The following is a 17,041-nucleotide window of genomic DNA, read 5'->3' on the forward strand; positions in this document are numbered from 1 at the left end:
TCCGGTAGAAAGACCCGGGAAAATATAAGGACAACTAATTTTTTTTGATTTCCGGGTAGGGTAGATCAATTTTAAGTTGTTATAAGGACGAAAAGTTAGCAAAATGCAAGAGAATTATTTGGCAAAATGGCTTAATAACGAACTTTCGGAAGAAGAGCGAAAGCTTTTCGAACAGTCCGAGGAGTTTGCTTCTTACCAGAGGCTGATAGAGGCTTCAGGCAAGCTAAGTGCGCCCGAATTTGATGTGGAGAAAGCTCTTGCTGACCTTCAGCAACGTAAGGAGAATGCAGGAGGAAGAGTAGTTCCTCTGAATTCTTTCCGGAAATTTATCAGGGTTGCGGCAGCAGTTGCCGCTATTGCTGTGCTTTCAGTCTACTTCCTGTCATCTGGTGATATCACCGTTCACACAGAATTTGCAGAACGGAGTGAAGTAGTACTTCCTGACAATTCTGAGATCATCCTAAATGCCGGGTCAGAAATAACATACAGCGAAAAGAATTGGGATAAGGAGCGCACCCTGAACCTAAAAGGGGAAGCCTTTTTTAAGGTGGCCAAAGGAGAAAAGTTCCAGGTGGCCACGGAAGCCGGAATAGTAACCGTACTGGGCACCCAATTTAATGTTGAAAACCGTAATGGCTATTTTGAAGTAAGCTGTTTCGAAGGTCTGGTAAGCGTAAACTACCAGGGTGAAGAAACCCAGCTGGCCGCAGGTGACGCATTCCTTGCCATCAGGGGGGAAATCATCCCTGCAGACAGTCCGACAGAAGTAGTTCCTGCCTGGATGCTTGATGAAAGTAGCTTTAAAAGTACCCCACTTGTCTATGTACTCGGTGAACTGGAAAGACAGTTCGATCTGGAGGTCACAACCCAGAATGTAGACCTGGATCAGTTGTATACCGGCAGCTTTAGCAACACAAACCTGAATTTGGCGTTAGAAAGTATAAGCGCCCCTTCAAACCTTGCGTATACCATTGAGGGGAAACAGGTTTTAATATATGCTAAAGACTAAGCTAAACCGTATTTTTCTTTGTCTCCTTTTCCTTCTTGTGCTCCTGCAGAAGGCACCTGCCCAGGAGAAGGAATCATCACTTTCCCTTATTGCCTATATAGAAGAACTGGAAAACCGGTTCCAGGTCAAGTTCAGTTTTGCGGATGAAGACCTGAGCGGAATAGAAATAATTCGGCCGGCGGCTGCAGATTTGCCATCCATACTGGAAGGGCTGCGAAGTCAAACACAGCTCACTATTAAGCAATTAAACGAACGTTATTATACCGTTTTCAAAAGCAGCACAGTAGACATTTGCGGAGAAGTGCTGGATAACTATATGTCACTGGGTATCCCTGGAGCTTCCGTAGAGGTTTTGGGAGGTTCCCTGGCACAGGTTACCGATAGTGAGGGGAAGTTTTCATTCACAAATGTTCCCCGAAAAGCAGTAATTAGAATACGCCATCTGGGCTACAAAGTAAGATATATCAATGCCGAAGATCTTATAAGCAGGCCCTGTTCTCGTATTCCCCTGGGATTGAGTTACCAGCAGCTGGAGGAAGTGGTTGTATCCCAATTCCTGACCACGGGAATACAGCGCAAAGACGATGGCAGTTTCACTATCAAACAGGAAGAGTTTGGCATTCTTCCCGGGCTCATAGAACCGGATATATTGCAGACCATACAGGCATTGCCTGGGATCAAAAGTATAGACGAAAGAGTTTCCGATATCAATATACGGGGAGGAACCAACGACCAGAATCTCATACTCTGGGATGGGATCAAAATGTATCAGTCTGGTCATTTTTTTGGGCTGATATCCGCCTTTAACCCATACCTGACCGAGCGCATCAACATCATTAAAAATGGAACAAGCGCCCGGTATGGAGAAGGTGTTAGCGGGATTATCAGCATGGAGACCAGGAATAGCCTTGACCAGGATGCTTTCGGGGGGGCAGGCTTCAATCTGATCAGTGGTGATGCATATGCCCAGATTCCACTCTCAAATAAATTAGCTGTACAGTTTTCAGCGCGAAGGTCTGTCACCGATTTCCTCAACACCCCAACCTACAGCCAGTTTTTTGATCGTGCTTTCCAGGATTCCGAAGTGGTTGGAAGCGGGGCCGGGACCAATACCGGCGTTAACAGGGATGAATCGTTTTACTTCTATGATTTTACCGGAAAAGTACTTTTTAACCCCAGTCCGGACCATAAGGTACGACTCAATTTCATAAATATAAATAACAACCTGAATTACGAAGAGGAATCCCGGGATACGGGGTTGAGGAACAGCAGTGCACTGGACCAGACCAACCTCTCTTTTGGAGGGAGCCTGGAGAGTTCCTGGAGCGACAGGTTTAAAACCCGTTTCAATGCCTATTATACAGAATACAACCTGGATGCCCAAAATACTTCAGATGGGGGGGTACAGGAACTTTTTCAGAATAACCGGGTGGTAGAAACCGCTGTGAAGGCATTCGGTAGTTTTCAGTGGCGACCTAACTGGTCATGGCAGGGAGGATATCAGTTTACTGAAGTTGGGGTTACCAATTTTACAGACGTTACTCAGCCGCCTTTTAACAGCAATATAAAAGGGGTTATACGCACACACGTGCTCTTTTCCGAGGGTATACACAATTCTGAAAATGGTCGACTAAAAGCTATTGCTGGGCTCAGGGCACACTATATCGAAAACCTGAATACATTTTCGGAGATTATTGTAGAGCCCAGGGTCAATATAAATTACAAATTGGGGGAAGACTGGCAACTGCAATTGCTGGGTGAATTCAAGAATCAAACCACCAACCAGGTAATTGATCTGGAACAGAATTTTCTGGGTGTAGAAAAAAGGCGCTGGATAGTTGCCAATACAGCAACTGACACTCTATTGAATGGCGCCCCCAATGAACGCCCGCTACCCATTGTACGCAGTAAACAGGCTTCTCTGGGCCTTAATTACGATAAAGGACACTGGTTTGTAGGCCTGGAAGGTTTCTATAAATACGTAGACGGGATAAGCACAGATACACAGGGATTTCAGAATGAGGACCAATTCAATGGGGAAATAGGGGAATACAGGATCATGGGACTGGAATTTCTGATCAACCACAGGAACCGTTATTTCAGTACCTGGCTCAGTTATACGTTTAACGATAATGAATATACGTTTAACAACATCACTCCAAACGTTTTTCCAAATAACCTTGATATTCGGCATACGATTTCCTTTGCAACCACATACATGTACCGGGGATTTAAACTGGGGGTAGGATTAAACTACCGCACAGGCAGGCCCTATACACAGCCCCTTGAAGGTGCTGCCGGGATCAATACCAGTGTATTCCCCTTTACCATAGCGTACCAATCTCCCAACAGCGGCAGGCTCCCCGATTATATCCGGGCAGATATATCGGCCCTTTACGATTTTAATATCAGCGCCAACATAAAAGCCACTGCAGGTGCCTCGGTAATCAATGTATTTGATAAACGCAATGTCCTGAACACCTATTACCGCCTGAACCGGCAGAACGAAATTGAGGCGGTGGAAAGCATCTCACTCGGGCTTACACCCAATGTTAGCTTCCGGGTTTCTTTCTAGATTCGGTTTACTTTGTTCATTACCAAAACATGCGGGAACGTTATGGCTGCCAGGAAATAAACCAGAATGGAAAAAAACAGCTTGTCCTGCCCCTGAAAGATATAATACAGAATCCCCAGACCTGCCAGAGAAATTATCCAGTACAGAAAAGAGGATTTGAAATAACTCCAGAGGGCTTTGGAACTGATCTCGCCACTGAGGAACTGAACCTGATCCATTAGGGATGGGATACTGTGCCAGATCACAAAATAGATACTAAAGCCCCAGATCAATGAGGCCGATTGGAATAAAACATAAAAGACCAGCAGGTAAAAAAGCTCTTCTATAATATGGGTTAACAACAAAGAATTAAACGCTATCCAGGCAAAAAAAACCAGGAAAGTCAAGCCAGAAACAAGCAGGCCGTAGAAGTAAAAAGCCGTGGGTATAGAAAAGTCCGTTACATCATGGATTACACCAGTTACCTCATCGGCATGGAAATAGAACAACAGGAAGAAAATCAACATCCCATAAGCCATAAAAAATAACTCTCTCAGAATAGAAGGCAGAGAAGTGCGGGATGCCCAATGCTGTTCGCCAAAATGATAAGCACTGGCCAGTACAAAAAATGCCAGTGCTAAAATGGGCACAAAAGAAAAAAATACTGTAATTATTCCTATGACGAGGAGGTAACTGACCAGTGCCCGCATATAAAAAGACCGGCTGCTCATCCCGGTTGTCCTTTGTATTAACTTCAAGTCATTGGCCCCATGCATGATACCAAAAGAGAAAACAAACAAATAGGCCAGCAACGCCTCTGCACGATCACCAAAATAAACAGCCAGCCACAAGCAGAAAAAAGTGCTTACGATCATGAAAGCGTTCATATTGGCAATATTTGAGGGTTGAAATTTCATATTTGTTAAAATTTAAGGAATTTTTTTGATTTATTCTGTTTAATTTTTTCTACATTTGATTCAACAAAATTAACTAATTCTAGTTTTATGGAAAATTTTTTAGCATCAATTCCAATGGTGGCGAAGATCGCTACCAATGATTATGTTGGTTTCACCTTTTTCGTAGGGTGTATGGCCATGATGGCAGCTTCTGCCTTCTTCTTCCTGTCTATGAACAGCTACGACAGGAAGTGGAGAACCTCAATCCTTGTTTCTGGATTGATTACGTTTATTGCAGCGGTACACTACTGGTACATGAGGGATTACTGGGCGGCAAACGCTGAGTCACCTACATTCTTCCGTTATGTAGACTGGGTACTTACTGTGCCGTTAATGTGTGTTGAGTTCTTCCTGATCCTGAAAGTAGCAGGAGCGAAAAAATCACTAATGTGGAAGCTGATCTTTGCTTCTGTGGTAATGCTGGTAACCGGGTATCTCGGAGAGGCAGTTTACAGAGACGCGGCTCAGATCTGGGGCTTTATTTCCGGACTGGCTTACTTCTGGATCGTTTACATCATCTGGTTCGGAGAGGCCAAAAAGCTGGCTACAGAAGCCGGAGGTGCCGTATTAACAGCACACAAAACTCTTTGCTGGTTTGTACTGGTTGGATGGGCAATCTACCCAATCGGTTATATGGCCGGAACTCCAGGATGGTATGAAGGAATCTTTGGAGGTCTGTCCATGGATGTAGTTTACAACATAGGTGATGCCATCAACAAAATTGGATTCGGACTGGTAGTTTACAACCTGGCCGTTGTTGCTACTGCCAAGTCAGAAGCTTAATCCATAGACGGAAACATCATAAAAAAAGATCGCCAATTTGGCGATCTTTTTTGTTTACATCCTATCCGGGACCTGTATACCCAGCAAACCAAACGCAGAGGCAATAACCTCACCAATCTTGGCCGTCAACTGTACCCTGAAACGGCGCTTATCTGAGTCAGACTCCCCTAAAATGGAAACCTGCTGGTAGAAGGAATTGAATTCTTTCACCAGGTCATAAGTATAATTAGCAATGAGGGCCGGACTGTATTGCTCGGCTGCATTATCCACAATCTCAGGAAATAAAAGCAAACCTTTGAGCAATTCCCTTTCCTTAGGATGCAGTTCTATAGCTGTAACCAGGGTTTCCTTTAATTGAACCTCTTTGGGATCTGCCTTCCTCAAAATGGATTGTATACGGGCATAGGTATATTGAACGAATGGCCCCGTATTCCCCTGAAAATCTACAGATTCCTCCGGGTTAAACAAGATGCGCTTCCTGGGGTCTACCTTAAGGATATAGTATTTTAAGGCCCCAAGCCCGATTATGCGGTACAGGGCCTGTTTTTCTTCCTCATTGTAATCGTCCAGTTTGCCCAATTCCATGGAAATCGCCTGGGCTGTTCTGGCCATTTCATCCATCAGGTCATCTGCATCTACCACCGTTCCCTCCCGGCTCTTCATTTTACCACTTGGCAAATCCACCATGCCATAACTGAGGTGGTACAGCTGATCTGCCCAGGAGTATCCCAGTTTTTTCATGATCAGGAAGAGTACTTTGAAGTGGTAATCCTGCTCGTTACCCACGGTATATACCATACCTTCAATCTCCGGATGGTTCTCAGCCCTCATAATTGCGGTTCCAATATCCTGTGTCATATAAACAGCAGTACCATCTGCCCGTAGCACAATCTTTTCATCAAGACCGTCTTCCGTCAGGTCTATCCAGACACTTCCATCGGGTTTTTTATAAAAAACACCCTGGTCCAGCCCTTTCTGTACCACATCCTTGCCCAGCAAATAGGTGTCACTTTCGTAGTATAGCTCGTCGAAATCCACCCCCATGGCACGATAGGTTTCATCGAACCCTTTATAAACCCAGCCATTCATGGTTTTCCATAAATCCACTATCTCCGGATCGCCAGATTCCCATTTTCTTAGCATTTCCTGTGCCTCTACCAGCATGGGGGCCTGTTTTTCGGCTTGTTCTTTATCCATTCCCCCCGCGATAAGGTCGGATACCTCTTGTTTATATGCTTTATCAAAGGCCACGTAGTAATTGCCTACCAGCTTATCGCCTTTAATTCCTGCACTTTCGGGGGTCTCTCCCTTGCCAAACTTCTTCCATGCAAGCATGCTCTTGCAGATATGGATCCCCCGGTCGTTAATGATCTGGGTTTTATACACCTTTTTGCCAGCAGCCTTAAGTATTTCAGATACGGAATACCCTAGCAAGATATTGCGCAGGTGTCCGAGGTGAAGCGGCTTGTTGGTATTGGGAGAAGAATATTCCACCATTACCGAACCTGTACTTTCCTCCTTGTGAAAACCAAACCTGGCATCTTTCTTCACAACATTAAAGGCATCTACATAATAGCGGTCACTGATTTCCAGGTTTAAAAAGCCCTTGATCACGTTGAAATCGTCCACCTCATCCACATGTTTTTTGAGGTATTCCCCTATTTCACGCCCAATTGCCTCCGGATTCCCTTTTATATAACGCAGCATGGGGAATACCACAAGGGTAATATCTCCTGTAAAATCCTTACGGGTTGGCTGCAATTCCACCGTTGGGATATCGACTCCTTTCAATGTAGATACCGCCTCTTGAACGCGGATGCTAAGCAGGGAATTCAAATCCATAATAATGCCTGATTGAAGATGCAAAACTACATAAATTTTAAGCTTTCTCGGGGATAACATATTTTTAGGAATTCCCTGCCTTTCTAATCCCTACCTTTATAATCTATAATCAATGGTAACAGGGATAAGCCCGAAGCTCATAGTAAAGATTTATGCTTGCAAACGTTTCCTACTCCAACAAAGAACTTGATAAGAAGATTACCGATAGCGTGGGAAAACCATTCACCCTGAAGGAAAGGTGGAAATTAGGAGGCATAGGCTCGCCTAAACTTTTCATAACATCCTGCAGTGTGGAGATCGGGAACCTGCTTAACCTTGACAATAACCTGAATACCTGCAATATTGAACTGAGGCCCAAGGGGATCATCCTAAGGTTCCGTTCTTTGCTTGAAACCTATGCCCTGATCGTTCCGTATTATAAACTTAGTGTTTACAAAGGGGAGGCGCAGGTGTATTCGATCTACAGGGATCACTACTTTGTAAAGATCAAAAGTGACACCAAGGCCATCAGGCAATTCTTTAAGAAAATGATGGACTACAAAGCCGACAACACTCCTACTTCTATTGAAGATCTTTAAAGCATGAAGATACTACTCACAGGTGCCAATGGATATATCGGAATGCGATTGCTGCCGTTATTGCTTAAAATGGGCCATGAGGTAGTTTGTGCGGTACGCAACGCCGAAAGGCTTTCCATTGACGAGGAAACGAGGGCTCAGGTTGAGATAATAGAAATTGACTTCCTCAAGGAAGTAATACCCGGTATAATCCCGGCGGATATTGATGTGGCCTATTTCCTCATCCATTCCATGAGTACCTCAACCCGGGATTTTGACGAGATGGAAGCTACCACCGCCAGGAATTTCAATACCTATCTCAAGGACACCCGGGTGAAACAAGTGATCTACCTGAGCGGAATCGTGAACGATGAGAACCTGTCCAAACATCTCTGGTCCCGGAAGAATGTTGAAGACATCCTGAACGAAGGGAATTTTAACCTTACCGTGCTCAGGGCTGGAATTATTGTTGGTTCCGGAAGTTCTTCTTTTGAGATCATCAGGGACCTTTGTGAGAAACTTCCCTTTATGATCACCCCTAAATGGGTTTTGACAAAAACCCAACCCATAGCCATCAGGGATGTGATGCGTTTTCTCACGGGTGTAATTGGAAGGCAGGATACCTATAATCAGTCTTTTGACATAGCCGGACCAGACGTTCTTACTTATAAGGAGATGCTAAAGGGATATGCCAGAGTTCGGGGCTTCAAGAACTGGATACTTACCGTGCCCATCATGACACCAAAACTTTCCTCTTACTGGCTGTATTTTGTCACCTCCACCTCCTATAAACTAGCCCTCAACCTTGTTGACAGCATGAAAATTGAAGTGGTGGCCCGGGATAACCGCCTCGAAAAAATGCTGGGAATCCAGACCCACACCTATGAGGAAGCAATTAAAATGGCTTTTAAGCGAATTGAGCAAAACCTTGTTGTGAGCAGTTGGAAAGACAGTATGGTTAGTGGCCGATTTAACACCAGCCTCGAAAAATACATTCAGGTTCCCAGGTTTGGGGTGCTCAAAGACGAAAAAATGATCAGGGTTGAAGACCCGAAACGCGTGCTTAATAACATATGGAAAATTGGAGGAGAAACCGGATGGTATTACGGGAACTGGCTGTGGAAACTCAGGGGGTTACTGGATAAATTCACGGGCGGCGTGGGATTAAGGCGTGGCCGCACTCATCCGGACCGGATCTATCCGGGAGATTCCCTTGATTTTTGGCGGGTACTGCTTGCCGACCGCAAAAAGAAAAGGTTACTGTTGTTTGCCGAAATGCGCCTGCCAGGGGAAGCCTGGCTGGAATTCCGAATTGATGATGAAAACAATTTGCATCAGGTAGCCACATTCCGGCCCAGGGGGTTGAAGGGCAGACTATACTGGTATTGCGTGCTCCCTTTCCACTATTTTATCTTTGGGGGAATGATCAGAAATATAGCCCGCGCCTGAAAAAAGTTACATTTCCAGGTTACTTTTTTAACCCCTGCCTCGTCTATGACTATGAATGATATTTCTTCCGCTATGAAAATCAGTAAAGTTGCTTGCTTTGCCCTATTCAGTTTATTAACCCTCCAGGGATATACACAGGACCTTACGGCCAAACTGGTGGATAGCAAAACCGGACAGGGAATCCCCTATGCCACAATCCGGTTCGATACCAATTCCGGTATCATCACCAATGAAGAAGGCCTGTTTTCACTCAGGTGGAGTGCTATTCCTGAAAACCAGGATTCCCTATATATATCCTGCATGGGGTATGAAAAACTGGCTATTTCCATCCAAAGAATTTCAGACAGTATTATTAAGATCTCTCCAAAAGCGATTGACCTGGATGAAGTCTTCCTTTTCGACCGGGAAATGGAAGTAGAAGACATCATTGAACAGGTAATAGAAAGGCTCCCCTATAATTATAATAAGCAGCCGGTAAAACAACGTATGTTTTTCAGGCAAAGCAGCCTGAACAATCTCAATAAATTTGAAATCGATTTTAAAAAATCGACCATAGCAGAACTAAATGAGAAATTCCTGGATAGTGTCACAGGCCTTATTCCAAGAAGTTCGGCTTATTACACAGAGAGCTTGTGCGATTTTTACAGAACCCCTGAGGAACACAAATTGTACATAGAAAAGGCCGCCGAACTGTATGACAAGAACAACGAGGGATCCATGGATGCCCTGTCTGAAAAGATGGAACGAATATTCAGGGAAAATGTAAAACCCAACTCCTACCTGAAGATCAAATCCGGGATCTTTGGCACCAAAATGGAGCTGGATTCGGTTTTTGATGCTGAGGATGAGGAGGCAAAAGAATCAGAACCCGTTGTTGAGAAGGAAGAAAAGCATTATTTCCTGTCGAATCGAAAAAGTGCCATTCACAACATTTATGCTTCGTTATTCTTTAATGATGAATCCAAGCTGAACTTCCTGGAAAAACCCAACCGCTATAATTTTTCCCTTAAAGGATACACCAGCATCGATGATGCCGGCGTATATATCATCTCCTTTGCCCCTAAGCGCTCTGAGGATTTTCAGGGCACTATCTATGTGAACATAGATGATTATGCTGTGGTACGACTGGAATATGAAAACGTGAAATCATTAAGGCGTATCCGGCTCCTCGGATTGAGCTATGAAGAACAGCTTTACCGTGGAACCACCTTGTTTGCCCGGGGTAGCAACGGGAAATATGAACTCCGTTTTCTGGAAAAGATAATCGGGAACCAAATGGGTGTCCGGCGGCCTTTGAAAGTAATTGAAAAGAACAAATACGTAAAAGGCAGGCGAAAACAAAACGAATTATCCATGGAACTGGATATATCCAATTACAACAGGGAAAAGTATGAGCTAGTGGTATTCCAGAATAACCTCATCAGCAATGAAGAATTCCAAGGCACTGTGGAAAATGAATCGATTAAGGCTACCTACCTCTCCCGATACGATCCCGAATTCTGGAAAGGCTACGATATCATGGAACCCAATGAAGCCATAAGGTCCTTTAGTGCATCTACCGAAAAAAATCCCTGATATTCTACTCTAGGCTGGTTTAGATTGCCTGGGAAGGAACACCTCTGCCATCATACAGCGCGCGCTGCCACCACCACAGGTTTCGATGGTGTCCAACGCACTGTGAACAATCTTATCATTGTATTTTTCCAGGGTAGCGATCTGGGCAGGAGTTAAGCTGTTATAGGCTGAAGAACTCATTACAAGCAACCTTTGGGCGTCACTGCCAATAACTTGCAGCATGTTACCCGCGAACTGATGCATCTGGGTTTCGGATATCTCCACAATGGTCTTCCCATCCTGTTTTAAATGGTTGAGCACATTCCTTTTCTCAGATTTATCGTCTATGCTATCCAAACAGATTACTGCAAAATCCTCGCCCATGCACATCATTACATTGGTGTGGTAGATGGGTAAGCGTTCCCCTTCCACGGTCTGATATGCCGTGAAAATTACAGGAGTACACTCAAAATCTTCGCAGAATTCTATCAATAGTTCTTCATGGGCACGTTCGGACAGGGCACAATAAGCTTTTTGATTTATCCGGTCCATAAGTATGCTGCCTGTGCCTTCCAGAAAAAGGGAGTCTTCTTCGGCTGCCGTGTAATCTACGACCTGGTCAATGCGAAAACCCTTCTCCTCCAGAATATCCAACAAATCTTCCCTGCGCTCTTTTCTCCGGTTCTCCGCAAACATGGGATAAACCACAACTGTGCCGTTATCATGAAAGCTTATCCAGTTATTGGGAAAAATGGAATCCGGCGTATCTGTCTCAACTCGGTCATCAACAACGGTCACATCCACCCCATGGGAAAGGAGCACCTCTACAAACTGGTCAAATTCATGCTGGGCACGGGCATTAATTTCTGCGTTTTTTATGGACAAATCCTCCATAAAATAATTGTTCACAGCCGTTTGCTCATTCATGCGGAAATTGACCGGCCGTATCATTAAAATGCTGTTTGTAATTTGCATCATCAATCCTGGAAAAGTGGGATAAATGTACGCAATTACCCGACAAGACTAAACCAAAAATTACAGAGGTTTTAGGGACTTAATAAAGAGATATGAACTTAAATTTCCCTTACCAGGGGCATGGTGCTGCAACGCAGTAAACCGCCCTGTTTAGAAATCTGAGCATAGTCTATTTCTTCCACCGTAAATCCCTCCTTACGGAGCCAGTTGTTCAGGCGTGTGAAGCTGCGCTCTGAAACCACAACATCCGGGGAAATAGAAAATACATTGGGGAACATCTGGTACATCTCATCCACGGTGATCTCAAAGATCTTGTCCTTGCCGAAATAGTCAACCAGCCACTGGTATTCTTCTTCTACCAGGAAACCAGCTTTACAGATAATCGCGCGGTCCTTTCCAACGGGCTGGAAGCAACAGTCCAGGTGAAGGGCGTTCTCCTTGGGGTTTACAATGCTCTTGCGCAGCTCGAAGGACTTCACCTTCTTGTGCGGGAACATTTTTTGTATGTATTCCACCCCTTCCCAATTGGTACGTGCAGTAATGTAATCGGGATAATCATGGCCGGTGTAGGTGCCGATAAAAATATAGTCGTTCCAGGGCATCACATCTCCGCCTTCAATATGGACTTCATCCGGAGGGTACAGGATATTTTCCGGAGCAATATATTCCAGTACGTGAAGTATGGCCTCGAACTCTTCTTCCCGGTGCGGAAGGATGTTGGCCTTGATCAGTTTATCCTCGATAACAAAGGCGATGTCTCGTGAGAAAATCTGATTGCAATCCGGAATTACCTCAGGGCGGAACAGGTCTACTCCATATTTCCTGAATACAGCTGCAAAGCCTTCCATCTCACTGATCATATCTGCTTCTTTGGGATAAGTTCCCGCCAGAATATGTTCCAGTGATTTCGGATCATAAGCATCTTCCGGTCTGGGCACCGGACCAGGGCTCTGGGCAGTACCCAGTAGAACCGCCTTAAGAGGAGCGGTCTCGTCCCGGACGTTAAGGTTCAGCATATCAGATTGAATACAGCAGGGATACTACCTTTTTTTAAGGGGTACAAAAGTACGGCTGTTCTCACCTACATACAATTGCCTTGGCCTCCCAATAGGTTCTTTATTCATTCGCATCTCCCTCCATTGGGCAATCCAGCCCGGCAGTCTGCCCATAGCGAACATTACGGTGAACATCTCCACGGGTATCCCCAGCGCACGGTAAATGATTCCTGAGTAGAAATCGACATTCGGATACAACTTCCTGTCAACAAAATAAGGATCTTCCAGGGCTACTTTTTCCAGCCCCTTCGCAATATCCAGGATAGGATCTGTAATCCCCAGATCATTCAGCACCTCATCGGCTGCTTTCTTGATGATCCTTGCACGGGGATCGAAATTTTTGTACACCCTGTGTCCAAAGCCCATCAGTCTGAAAGGATCATCCTTGTCCTTGGCTTTGGCCATGTATTTGTCCGTATCGCCTCCATCGGCGTGAATTGCTTCTAGCATTTCCAGTACCGCCTGGTTTGCTCCTCCATGCAGGGGTCCCCAAAGGGCCGAAATTCCAGCTGACAGGGAAACAAATAACCCGGCATGCGAGGAACCTGTAATCCTCACTGTGGAGGTAGAGCAATTCTGTTCGTGATCTGCATGCAGTATAAGGAGCTGGTCTAAGGCATCGATGACAACCTTGTTGAGTTTGTATTCCTTATTGGGCCTCTTGAACATCATCTTGTGCAGATTCTCTACATATCCCAGGTTGTCATCCCCGTAGTCCAGGGGTAGTCCCTGCTGCTTGCGCATAGTCCAGGCTACCAGTACAGGAAATTTGGCCATTATCCGGATAATAGCATTGTACATAGCCTCCTCGGATCGCACATCTACGGATGAGGGGTTAAAAGCAATCAGGCCACTGGTGAGGGAGGAAAGAACCCCCATTGGGTGGGCAGATTTTGGAAAACCATCCAGAATCTTTTTCATCTCCTCATCAACATGCGATTCATGCTTGATATCTGTATGGAAGCGCTCTAATTGTTCCTTGTTTGGCAGTTCTCCAAAAATGAGCAGATATGCTACTTCGAGGAAGTCTGCTTTCACCGCCAGTTCCTCAATGGAATAGCCGCGATATCGTAAAATACCCTTTTCCCCATCCAGAAAGGTAATGGCACTTGAGCATGACCCGGTATTTTTATAGCCCGGATCCAGCGTAATCAACCCTGAGGTTGCACGAAGGGTTTTGATGTCAATTGCAAGTTCATTTTCGGTTCCCCTGACAACGGGTAATTCGTATCTTTTTCCCTGGTATTCTAATATCGCTTTGTCTGCCATTGTTCGATTTTGCTTATTTTTTTCAAAGCACTAAAGATAAGAAAAACGGATCACCTTAACAATTGGATTCCCCGCATTTAAAAGGGCTTAATATTCCAAAAGATACAGCTGCCTGTAGTATTCGCCAACTGATTTCTCCCAGGTAAATCGCTGTCGTTTCGCATTGGCCCTGATCTTCTTCCAGCGTGCCGGATCATCGATATAAACCCCCAGGGCGTCATTAAAGGCCCGAACCATATCATGAATCTTATCGTCATAGCTTTCCCCATTGAATGCAAATCCTGTAACACCGTCCTTAACAGTGTCCTTTAGCCCCCCTGTATGATGTACCAGACATGGGTTGCCATTGCGCATAGCCAGCATCTGGCTAATGCCACATGGTTCGAACAGGCTGGGCATAAAATACATATTGCTTTCCAGGTAGATCGAATCAATTACATCCTCTGACTGCCCATTGATAAAAATGAAATTCCTGTGTTTATGACTCAGGTCCCGGAACAACTCCTCGTAATCTGGTGCTCCGGTTCCCAGGAGCAAAAAGACACCATTGACCTCCTCCAGTTTTTCCAGTATCTGGATAAACGCTTCAGGCGATCTTTTGATGAAATAAAACTTTTGTTCCGTTAAACGCGCCACACTGGAACAAATAAAATCCGGGGGGGTATCCAGATAAGCAACAACCTTCTCCCCGGTATGTGCCAGGAAATCTGCCTTGTATTTTTTGGACTCCTGCTGAAGCCAGATAAATATGGCTTTGACAATATTTGGGAAGATGTTTTTACGCCTGGCAGAACGGATGTTTTTGTAGTTGCATCCATTGAGAATACCAAACAGCCTGCCCTCCCTGTCTGCCTTTTGCAAATCCTTTTCCAGCCCCTCACCACCAATGAACTCAGGAGGGTCCGATGGTTTCATAATATCCTCCTTATATGAGGGAGAAACAGTATGAACAGCGTCTGCAAATCGAATGCCCAGTGCCATGAGGTTGATACAATCCTGGTAGCGCTGGTCCTTCAGCTGATCTTCTTCATAGGGAACCTCCGGATACCAGGTCTGCAAAGAAGCGTAGTTGTCCCGGAAAGGGCGGATCCCCTGTATGGCCAGATTATGGATACTGTATACAAATCGTATGGGCTTCAACAATTCATAGCCTGGGTGGAACTCCCTTAAAAACAACACCATGCTGCTATGCCAGTCGTGCAAATGCACAATATCCAGGTTGCCAAAAACACCTCTTTTTATCGCTTCGGCAACTGCGGTGCAGAAAATAGTATATTTAAGGAAATCGGTGTAAAAGGGTTCTGTAGGATCATCGTGATATATATGCGCAATGCTTCCTGACTCTATCTCGGGGTGGTGGATTACATAGTGGATGATGTTATTGAACTCCTTCTTGGGTACGGCTTCATATAATTCAGCCGTATAGGTCTGTCCTCTCAGTTGAAAATTAAGGTGTGTACGAAAAAAGGCCTCCTTGTGTAACCTGGAGTATGCCGGCACCACAACATGAGCCTTATCCCCTCGTTCCGATATCTGACGGGGTACATCCCGGACAACATCACCCATGCCTCCGGCTTTGCAATTGGCCAGCGCATCATTTTCTGCTGCTACAAATAAAAAGTGTTTCATGAATTATGGTACTTTCTTTCGTACAGCCAGTGGTGAAAACGGAATCCTGTATCCCGTGCTTAATGCTTCGCCTGCTAGGCCTGTACCTTAAATGCTTTTTCCTGTGGGTAATAGGCTGTACTGCCCAATTCTTCCTCTATCCGAAGCAACTGATTGTACTTGGCCATCCGATCACTTCTGGATGCAGAACCTGTTTTGATCTGTCCGGTATTAAGTGCCACGGCCAAATCGGCAATGGTGTTATCTTCGGTCTCACCAGAGCGGTGCGACATAACCGTGGTATAGCCGGCATTCTTGGCCATATTAACCGCAGCTATCGTCTCAGTAAGCGTTCCAATTTGGTTTACCTTGATCAGGATAGAATTGGCAATTCCGTTCTCAATACCCCTCTCAAGGCGGGTCACATTTGTTACAAACAGGTCATCCCCAACAAGTTGCACCTTATCCCCAACCAGCTCAGTGAGTATCTTCCATCCGTCCCAGTCGTTTTCATCCATACCATCTTCTATGGAAATGATGGGATATTTTTCACACAGATCAGCCAGGTATCGGGCTTGTTCTTCTGAGGAGCGAACTGCTCCCTTATCCCCTTCAAACTTGGTGTAATCGTATTTACCGTCCACATAGAATTCTGCTGAAGCACAATCCAGAGCTATCTTAATCTCTTCTCCGAATTTATATCCTGCCTTTTCCACGGCCCTGGCAATGGTATCGATGGCATCTTCAGTACCGTCAAGAGCAGGGGCAAACCCTCCTTCATCCCCTACGGCCGTGCTGAGATCCCTGTCGTGCAACACCTTTTTCAGGTTGTGAAATATTTCTGTCCCCATTTGCATGGCATGGGAAAAGTCTTTGGCTTTTACCGGCATGATCATAAATTCCTGAAAAGCAATCGGAGCATCGGAATGCGAACCTCCGTTAATAATATTCATCATAGGAACAGGAAGGGTATTGGCGCTCACGCCCCCAACATAGCGAAACAGGGAAAGTCCCAGCTCATTTGCAGCCGCCTTGGCAACCGCCAGGGAAACCCCCAGAATGGCATTGGCTCCCAATTTAGATTTATTCGGGGTCCCGTCAAGGTCTATCATTGCCTGATCGATCAGATTCTGCTCAAAAACTATTTTACCCCTGATTTCTTCGGCGATAATGGTATTGACGTTGTTGACCGCCTGGCTCACGCCTTTACCCATAAAGGTATTTCCTCCGTCGCGGAGCTCAACGGCTTCATGCTCCCCTGTAGAAGCTCCGGATGGTACTGCGGCCCTGCCTACTACCCCACTATCGGTTACTACATCTACTTCAACGGTAGGGTTACCACGGGAATCTAATATTTGTCTTGCGTGAACGTCAATAATTATGCTCATTTCTATAATATTTTGTGTTGATTATTAGGTTATTCAAACTTT

Annotated in this window: 13 protein-coding genes; 6 read left to right on the top strand and 7 right to left on the bottom strand. The window is 45.1% G+C overall.

What is annotated here, in order from left to right; genetic code table 11:
• Positions 1 to 103: 103 nt before the first annotated feature.
• A complete protein-coding gene (locus tag OO016_RS13610) occupies positions 104 to 1,009 on the top strand; it encodes a FecR family protein (protein ID WP_266015117.1) in 906 nt (301 codons plus the stop codon).
• Positions 996 to 3,584, top strand: coding sequence for a TonB-dependent receptor (locus OO016_RS13615; protein ID WP_266015119.1), 2,589 nt, complete (start codon positions 996 to 998; stop codon positions 3,582 to 3,584). Before OO016_RS13610 ends, OO016_RS13615 begins: the two co-directional genes overlap by 14 nt.
• On the opposite strand, the gene OO016_RS13620 is transcribed toward OO016_RS13615, so the two are convergent.
• Entirely contained in the window at positions 3,581 to 4,480 is a 900-nt protein-coding gene (locus OO016_RS13620) for a Brp/Blh family beta-carotene 15,15'-dioxygenase (RefSeq protein WP_266015121.1), read from the bottom strand. The genes OO016_RS13615 and OO016_RS13620 overlap by 4 nt on opposite strands.
• 87 nt (positions 4,481 to 4,567) lie before the next feature.
• Between OO016_RS13620 and OO016_RS13625 the strand changes: the two genes are divergently transcribed.
• Positions 4,568 to 5,302 (top strand): bacteriorhodopsin-like, encoded by a 735-nt coding sequence (locus tag OO016_RS13625; protein ID WP_266015123.1) that lies wholly within the window; start codon positions 4,568 to 4,570, stop codon positions 5,300 to 5,302.
• Positions 5,303 to 5,356: 54 nt separating this feature from the next.
• Here the strand turns inward: OO016_RS13625 and argS are convergent, their stop codons facing one another.
• Positions 5,357 to 7,144, bottom strand: coding sequence for an arginine--tRNA ligase (argS, locus tag OO016_RS13630; RefSeq protein WP_266015126.1), 1,788 nt, complete (start codon positions 7,142 to 7,144; stop codon positions 5,357 to 5,359).
• A gap of 152 nt (positions 7,145 to 7,296) precedes the next feature.
• Here argS and OO016_RS13635 point away from each other — a divergent pair, with 152 nt between their 5' ends.
• The 3 genes from OO016_RS13635 (at position 7,297) to OO016_RS13645 (ending at position 10,725) form a co-directional block, all read left to right on the top strand.
• Complete coding sequence (locus tag OO016_RS13635; RefSeq protein ID WP_266015129.1) at positions 7,297 to 7,722, top strand: hypothetical protein; 426 nt, start codon at positions 7,297 to 7,299, stop codon at positions 7,720 to 7,722.
• Between the two features lie 3 nt (positions 7,723 to 7,725).
• Positions 7,726 to 9,150, top strand: a complete 1,425-nt coding sequence (locus tag OO016_RS13640) for an SDR family oxidoreductase (RefSeq protein ID WP_266015131.1) — start codon at positions 7,726 to 7,728, stop codon at positions 9,148 to 9,150.
• Positions 9,151 to 9,222: 72 nt separating this feature from the next.
• Positions 9,223 to 10,725: a carboxypeptidase-like regulatory domain-containing protein gene (locus OO016_RS13645; protein WP_266015133.1), complete on the top strand. Its 1,503-nt coding sequence runs from the start codon at positions 9,223 to 9,225 to the stop codon at positions 10,723 to 10,725.
• Positions 10,726 to 10,734: 9 nt separating this feature from the next.
• On the opposite strand, the gene ctlX is transcribed toward OO016_RS13645, so the two are convergent.
• The 5 genes from ctlX to eno all read right to left on the bottom strand — a co-directional run bounded on the left by ctlX (position 10,735) and on the right by eno (position 16,999).
• Entirely contained in the window at positions 10,735 to 11,682 is a 948-nt protein-coding gene (ctlX, locus tag OO016_RS13650; protein ID WP_369413858.1) for a citrulline utilization hydrolase CtlX, read from the bottom strand.
• A 95-nt stretch (positions 11,683 to 11,777) separates the two neighbouring features.
• A complete protein-coding gene (locus OO016_RS13655; protein WP_266015135.1) occupies positions 11,778 to 12,695 on the bottom strand; it encodes a dimethylarginine dimethylaminohydrolase family protein in 918 nt (305 codons plus the stop codon).
• A 24-nt stretch (positions 12,696 to 12,719) separates the two neighbouring features.
• A complete protein-coding gene (locus tag OO016_RS13660) occupies positions 12,720 to 14,003 on the bottom strand; it encodes a citrate synthase (RefSeq protein WP_266015138.1) in 1,284 nt (427 codons plus the stop codon).
• 87 nt (positions 14,004 to 14,090) lie between these two features.
• The gene (locus OO016_RS13665) at positions 14,091 to 15,632 is read right to left on the bottom strand and encodes a glycogen synthase (protein ID WP_266015142.1); all 1,542 of its coding nucleotides are present in this window, start codon (positions 15,630 to 15,632) and stop codon (positions 14,091 to 14,093) included.
• Positions 15,633 to 15,706: 74 nt separating this feature from the next.
• Complete coding sequence (eno, locus tag OO016_RS13670; protein WP_266015144.1) at positions 15,707 to 16,999, bottom strand: phosphopyruvate hydratase; 1,293 nt, start codon at positions 16,997 to 16,999, stop codon at positions 15,707 to 15,709.
• Positions 17,000 to 17,041 lie beyond the last annotated feature (42 nt).

The sequence above is a fragment of the Lentiprolixibacter aurantiacus genome, from assembly GCF_026241225.1.
Classification (GTDB): domain Bacteria; phylum Bacteroidota; class Bacteroidia; order Flavobacteriales; family Flavobacteriaceae; genus Lentiprolixibacter; species Lentiprolixibacter aurantiacus.